General features: G+C 70.0%; 7 protein-coding genes. 4 read left to right on the top strand and 3 right to left on the bottom strand.

Features of this window, described 5'->3' with window-relative positions:
- Positions 1-22 precede the first annotated feature (22 nt).
- The gene (locus tag ACFWFI_RS40490) at positions 23-433 is read right to left on the bottom strand and encodes an organic hydroperoxide resistance protein (protein WP_387400607.1); all 411 of its coding nucleotides are present in this window, start codon (positions 431-433) and stop codon (positions 23-25) included.
- A 110-nt stretch (positions 434-543) separates the two neighbouring features.
- On the opposite strand from ACFWFI_RS40490, the gene ACFWFI_RS40485 reads away from it, so the two are divergent.
- From ACFWFI_RS40485 to ACFWFI_RS40475, 3 genes are all read left to right on the top strand, one after another.
- On the top strand, positions 544-1,023 hold the full coding sequence (locus ACFWFI_RS40485) for a MarR family winged helix-turn-helix transcriptional regulator (RefSeq protein WP_387400603.1): 480 nt from the start codon (positions 544-546) through the stop codon (positions 1,021-1,023).
- A gap of 107 nt (positions 1,024-1,130) precedes the next feature.
- On the top strand, positions 1,131-1,961 hold the full coding sequence (locus tag ACFWFI_RS40480) for a PP2C family protein-serine/threonine phosphatase (RefSeq protein ID WP_387400602.1): 831 nt from the start codon (positions 1,131-1,133) through the stop codon (positions 1,959-1,961).
- A 63-nt stretch (positions 1,962-2,024) separates the two neighbouring features.
- Positions 2,025-3,014, top strand: coding sequence for an MASE1 domain-containing protein (locus ACFWFI_RS40475; protein ID WP_387400601.1), 990 nt, complete (start codon positions 2,025-2,027; stop codon positions 3,012-3,014).
- Here ACFWFI_RS40475 and ACFWFI_RS40470 read toward each other — a convergent pair.
- Positions 3,011-4,297, bottom strand: a complete 1,287-nt coding sequence (locus ACFWFI_RS40470) for an FAD-binding protein (protein ID WP_387400599.1) — start codon at positions 4,295-4,297, stop codon at positions 3,011-3,013. The genes ACFWFI_RS40475 and ACFWFI_RS40470 overlap by 4 nt on opposite strands.
- 34 nt (positions 4,298-4,331) lie before the next feature.
- Entirely contained in the window at positions 4,332-5,138 is an 807-nt protein-coding gene (locus ACFWFI_RS40465) for an SAM-dependent methyltransferase (RefSeq protein WP_387400597.1), read from the bottom strand.
- Between the two features lie 310 nt (positions 5,139-5,448).
- Between ACFWFI_RS40465 and ACFWFI_RS40460 the strand changes: the two genes are divergently transcribed.
- Positions 5,449-5,643 (top strand): antitoxin, encoded by a 195-nt coding sequence (locus ACFWFI_RS40460; protein WP_387400595.1) that lies wholly within the window; start codon positions 5,449-5,451, stop codon positions 5,641-5,643.
- Positions 5,644-5,709 lie beyond the last annotated feature (66 nt).

Genomic DNA, 5,709 nt, shown 5'->3' with positions numbered 1-5,709 from the left:
GCGGGTGGGGAGCCGGGGTCCGCTATTCGATGACGAGCTCGACATCGATGTTCCCGCGCGTCGCCTTGGAGTAGGGGCAGTAGGCGTGCGTCGCCTCGACCAGGCGCCGGCCGGTCTCCCCCTCGAGCGCCTCAGGCAGCTCGACGCGCATGACGACCGCGAGGCCGAACCCCGAGTCGTCCTTGCCGATCGAGACCTCGGCCGTCACGGAGACGTCCTTGGTGTCGACCTTCATCTCGCGGGCGACCGAGCTCATCGCACTGGCGAAGCACGCGGCGTATCCGGCGGCGAAGAGCTGCTCCGGATTGGTGCCCTTCCCGTTGCCCCCGAGGGCCGGCGGCAGGGCGAGCGCGAGGTCGATGTGTCCGTCCGAGCTCACTGCCCGGCCTTCACGGCCGTTCGCGGTGGCGGCAGCGGTGTAGAGCGCGTCCATGGGGTGGCCTTCTCTCGTACGACGGTGACCGCGGACCGATCACCCCATGAGAATTGCACACAATTCAATTGCGCACAACTCAATGGTGGGCGGCAGGCTACCCTGGACTCATGACGCCGACACCGACCCCTGCTCCCGGCCTGACCGACCTGGCGGACACGGAGCTGCTCAAGCTGGACCACCAGGTCTGCTTCTCTCTGCAGGCGGCTTCCCGCGCGTTCGGCGGCGTCTACCGGGAGGCGCTCAGGGACCTCGGCCTCACCTACCCCCAGTACCTGGCGATGATGGTTCTGTGGGAGCACGGCCCACTGCCCGTCAAGACGATCGGCGAGCGGCTGCACCTGGACTCCGGAACGCTGTCGCCACTGCTGAAGAGGCTGGAATCAGCCGGTCTCGTCAGGCGTGAGCGCAGTCCCGAGGACGAGCGGTCGGTCACGGTCCACCTCACGGACGCCGGAGCGGAGCTCCACGAGCGCGCGCTGCCCGTCCCCCGGTCGATCCTCAGGGCCACGGGTCTGTCGGTCCAGGAGATTCTGGCCCTCCAGGAGACCCTGGGACGGCTCACCGCCTCCCTCAGCAAGGCCGGCTGACCCGGCCGGCTCCGCCGACACCTGCGGTTCGGAGTCGCCCGCACAGCGCTCGCACGAGTTCCGACGCCGAAATATGATGCAGGAACTATCGCAACGCGGAGCGGCCCATGAACCGGCGTCGAACTCCCCGATCGGCGAGCGCCGAGGACCTGCTCAGCACTCTGCAGCATCTGACTGCCCGTGCCCGGCAGGAGGTGGAGCTGCACCAGGCCCGCGTCGAGCTGGCCCAGGCCCTGCAACGCAACATGCTGCCCGCGACGCTGCCCGCCTTCCCCGGACTCCAGACCGCCGCCCGTTACGCTCCCGCGCGTGACGGGCTGGACATCGGCGGCGACTGGTACGACGGGTTCCTGTTGCCGGACGGGGCGCTCGGTCTGGCCATAGGCGACGTCCAGGGGCATGACGTGGAGGCGGCCGCATTCATGGGCCAGGTCCGGATCGCCATGCGCGCCATCGCCGGCTCGTCCTCCGATCCGGGTGAGGTGATGGGCCGCACCAACGATCTGATCATGTCGATGAATTCCACTCTCTTCGCGACGTGCTCGTTCCTCCGGCTGGATCCGGACAGCCGGGAACTGCGGAGCGCCCGCGCGGGTCACGTCGCCTCCGTGTGGGCGACGGCCGACGGACGCTCAGGAATCACGGCCGACGCGGGCGGCCTTCCGCTCGGCATCGAGTCGCGTCAGCACTATCCCGTAGCCCGGCGCGACCTGGACGTCGCCGGTGCTTTCGTCCTGCTCACCGACGGGGTCATCGAAGGGCCCTCACTGGCGATCGACGACGGCCTGGACCGGATCAGACGCCTGGTGAGCGCCCACGTCGACGCCGATGCGGAGGAGCTGGCGGACGAAGTGCTCCAGGCCGCGGTCTTCACCGGCCACGAGGACGACGCGGCCGTCCTCGTACTGCGCCACGACGCCTCCGCAGGACCTGGGTGAGCACGGCTTCCTGCCGCGCGTGTCACAACGGCCCGCCGTGACGAGCGGTGTCTTATGAGATGCGTGATCCGCAGCGAGAAGACCAGACGCCGGGCCGTGCTCGTTCTGCAGATGCTGGGCATCACCGCCGCCTACTACGCGTCCGGACGGCTCGGTCTCCTCAGACAGGTCGAGGTGGAGAGCTCGGTCGTCACTCCTCTGTGGCCGCCCTCGGGAATCGCCGTGGCCTCGCTGCTGTACCTGGGTCTGCGGATCTGGCCCGCGATCGCACTCGGTGCTCTGCTCACCGTCCTGTCGATGAGCGACGGGCTCACGTTCTGGGGCCTCGCTGTCGCGACGGGCAGCACCGTGGCACCGGTGTGCTCCTACCTGGCTCTGCGCACGGTGGGGTTCCGTAAGGAGCTGGCGCGCCTGAGCGACGGGGTCGCCCTGGTCTTTCTGGGAGCCTTGGGCGGCATGGTCATCAGCGCCACCGCGGGCACGGGGGTCCAGGTGCTGAGCGGCGGTCTCTCCCTGGCCCAGTTCTGGCCGGTCTGGTCGGCGTGGTGGGCAGGCGACGCGATGGGCGTGCTCATGGTCACTCCACTGCTGCTCGTCCTGCACAAGGTGCGTATGCCCAGGCTCGACGACCGCTGGGCGGAGGCCTTGGCGCTCGCGGTCGTCGCGGCTGCGGCGACGGCTGTCGCGACCAGGAGTTCGCTGTCCATGATCTACCTCCTCTTCCCGGTGCTCGTCTGGGCGGCCCTCCGCTTCCAGCTGGCCGGCAGCGCCCCCTGCTCCCTCCTGATGTCCGTCATGGCGATCATCGCCGGAACCGACGGCGTGGGACCGTTCGCCGACCACTCGGTGCTCGAGGTCATGCTCAACCTGTGCGTTCTCAACGGCTGTGTGGCACTCACCGCGCTCCTGCTCGCGGCGATCGTGACCGAGCACAACAACATCCGCTACGAGACGGAGCTGGCGTGCGAGGAGCTGGCAGCCCTGGTGGAGGAACTCTCACCGCGGCCGTCGGCGGGGGGCTGGTCCGACGGGCCGCGGAGCGGGCGGGGCTAAGAACGCGGGAAGTGGTGCGCCAGGAAGTCGTTGCGGAACGTACCGGCGGGGTCGAGCCGTTCGGTCAGCCGCTCGAAGTCGGCGTAGTGCCCGTAGAGCTCCCGCAGGGTGCCGGGCGGGGTGGTGAAGACCTTGCCCCAGTGCGGCCTGGCCCCGAACGGGGCCAGGGCCTCCTCGATTGCCCCGAGGACGGGCGTGACCGCTGCGGTGTCGGGCACCCAGGTGAAGTGGAACGCGACGGAGTCCCGCCCCTGCGCCGGGCTGAGCCACAGGTCGTCGGCGGCGACGGTCCGGATCTCCCCGATCTGGAGCAGCGGCGAGATCTGCTGCCGGATCCGGTCGAGAGCCTCGAAGGCGGCCACTGCGTCGTGCCGGGCGACGAAGTACTCCGACTGCAGTTCCTCGCCGTTGCTCGGGGTGAATTCGAGGCGGAAGTGGGGCAGCCTGGCGTGCCAGGGCCCGGGGACACCCTGCTGCTCCGTGCAGTGCTCGGCCGCCACACCGGGGACCGGGTGCCTCGGCCCTTGCGCGAGCGTCGCGCCGTGCCACCGGTGCGGCATGACGCCGGGGCCGTCGCCCGCGACCCGCTGCTTGAGCCAGACCTGGTCGATCGGGCCGCCGTGCCAGCCGGTGAAGAGGCTCACGCTGTAAGCCTCGGACATCACCTCGTCGAACCGGCCGAGCAGCTGCTCCTGCGGAAGCCCTTCGTACACCCACTGCTGGACCTCGAACGCGGGCACGAGGTCGAGGGTCAGCCGGGTCACCACTCCGAGGGCGCCCAGGGAGACCACGGCACCGGCGAAGTCCGCGTCGCCCCGCTCCAGGGACATGATGCCGCCGTCCGCTGTGACGAACTCCAGAGCCCTGACAGCACCCGCCAGGGCTCGGTTCCCCACACCCGACCCGTGGGTGCCCGTCGCGCATGCTCCGGCCACGCTGATATGGGGCAGCGAGCCGAGGTTGTGCAGCGCGAAACCGCTTCGGTGGAGGGTGCCGGTCAGCTCCCCGAAGCGCAGACCGGCGCTCACCGTGGCGGTACGGGCCTCCTGGTCGATCTCGATGGAGCGGGGCAGCCCCGCGACGGATACGAGCGCGCCGTGGGTGTCGGCGACGGTGTTGAAGGAGTGGCCGGTGCCCAGCGCTCTGACGGCCGTCCCGGCGGACACCAGGTCCTGGAGCTCGGCGATCGAGGCGGGAGTGTGCAACTGCTTCGCGCCGAAGGTGATGTTGCCGGCCCAGTTCGTCTGGCGGGCGGACGGGGCGTGCGCCGAATGATCGATCATGCCTCCGGAGCTTACGCTCCGGCCTTCCTCGGGCTCAGCGCTTGCGTCCGACACCGCTGACCGCATGGCTCGACGGTGCGTCCTGTCCGTTCCGAACGGGGCCCGGGCGCCAGTCCGATGTCCTGACGACGCCCGGCTCGACCAATTCCAGCCCGTCGAAGAACGCGGCGATCCGGGCGGGGCTGCGGAGGTGGTAGGAACTCGCGGAATGCGCGTTGTACGCCTCGATCGCGCGGGTCATCGTGTCGCTGGTGTCCGTGCCGTCCGCGAGGGCGAGGAAGCTTCCGGACGGAAGCGCGGCGAGCAGACCGGCGACGAGGGCCCACGGGTCCTCGTCGTCGGGCAGCTGCCCCATGATGCCGAGCAGGGTCAGGCCGACGGGGCGGTGGAGGTCGAGGGTCCGGCCGGCCTCCTCGATGACGCGGCCGGTGTCGCGCACGTCCGCGTCGACGTAGGCGCACGCGCCCTCGGGAGTGCTGGTCAGCAGCGCACGGGCGTGCGTGAGCACCAGCGGGTCGTTGTCCACGTAAACGATCCGGGACTCCGGGGCCACCCACTGCGCGACCTCGTGCGTGTTGTTGGCCGTGGGCAGTCCCGTACCGATGTCGAGGAACTGCCGGATCCCCGCCTCCTCTGTCAGGAAACGGACGGCTCGGGCGAGGAAGGCACGCTGGTCACGCGCGATATCCGCGATGTCCGGGAAGGCCTTGAGGATCATCTCGCCGGCCTCGGCGTCCGCGGGGTAGTTGTCCTTGCCTCCGAGCAGGTAGTTCCACACACGCGCCGAGTGCGGGACGTCCGTCCTCAGCCGGTCGGCCGGTGGCTGTGGGTGATCGCTCATGTCGAAGCCTCACACACCGCGTGATGGCGGAGCCGGTACGCGCCCGGGCGTGGAGCTCAGTACGGCAGGGGGCGTCCGGACGGTGTTCGCAGGTCCAGCGGGGGCGGCCCCGTGGGGGGCTGCGGACGGCGGACGATCTGGATGCGGCCCACGGCCACCACCTCCTCCTGGTAACCCGGTATTTGCCCACCCAGACGCCCTTCACACGTCGAGCGCCCGTCGGACCACCGACGGCGCTCGCGGATGCGGACGCGGCGATGTGCGGTAACCCTGGACGAGCGGGGGGAAGCCGACGCGAGGAGGATCCGCCATGTCCGCGCTGGACAAGATCAAGAAAATGCTGAAGGGCCACGAGGACCAGGCCGGAAAGGGCGTCGACAAGGCCGGAGACATGGTCGACGACCGGACGCAGGGCAAGTACGGCAAGCATGTCGACACCGGCCAGGACAAGCTGAAGCAGCAGCTCGGCTCGGATCGCGACCCGGACAACCCGCCCCACTCCTGACCACGGAGAACCGCCGGCCCGCTGTTTGACCCTCATGCCGGTGCCGGGCCAGGTGGCGGCGTGGGC

The sequence above is a fragment of the Streptomyces sp. NPDC060209 genome (assembly GCF_042728155.1).
In the GTDB taxonomy this organism is placed as follows: Bacteria; Actinomycetota; Actinomycetes; order Streptomycetales; family Streptomycetaceae; genus Streptomyces.
This window is presented reverse-complemented; position numbering and strand designations above follow the sequence as displayed.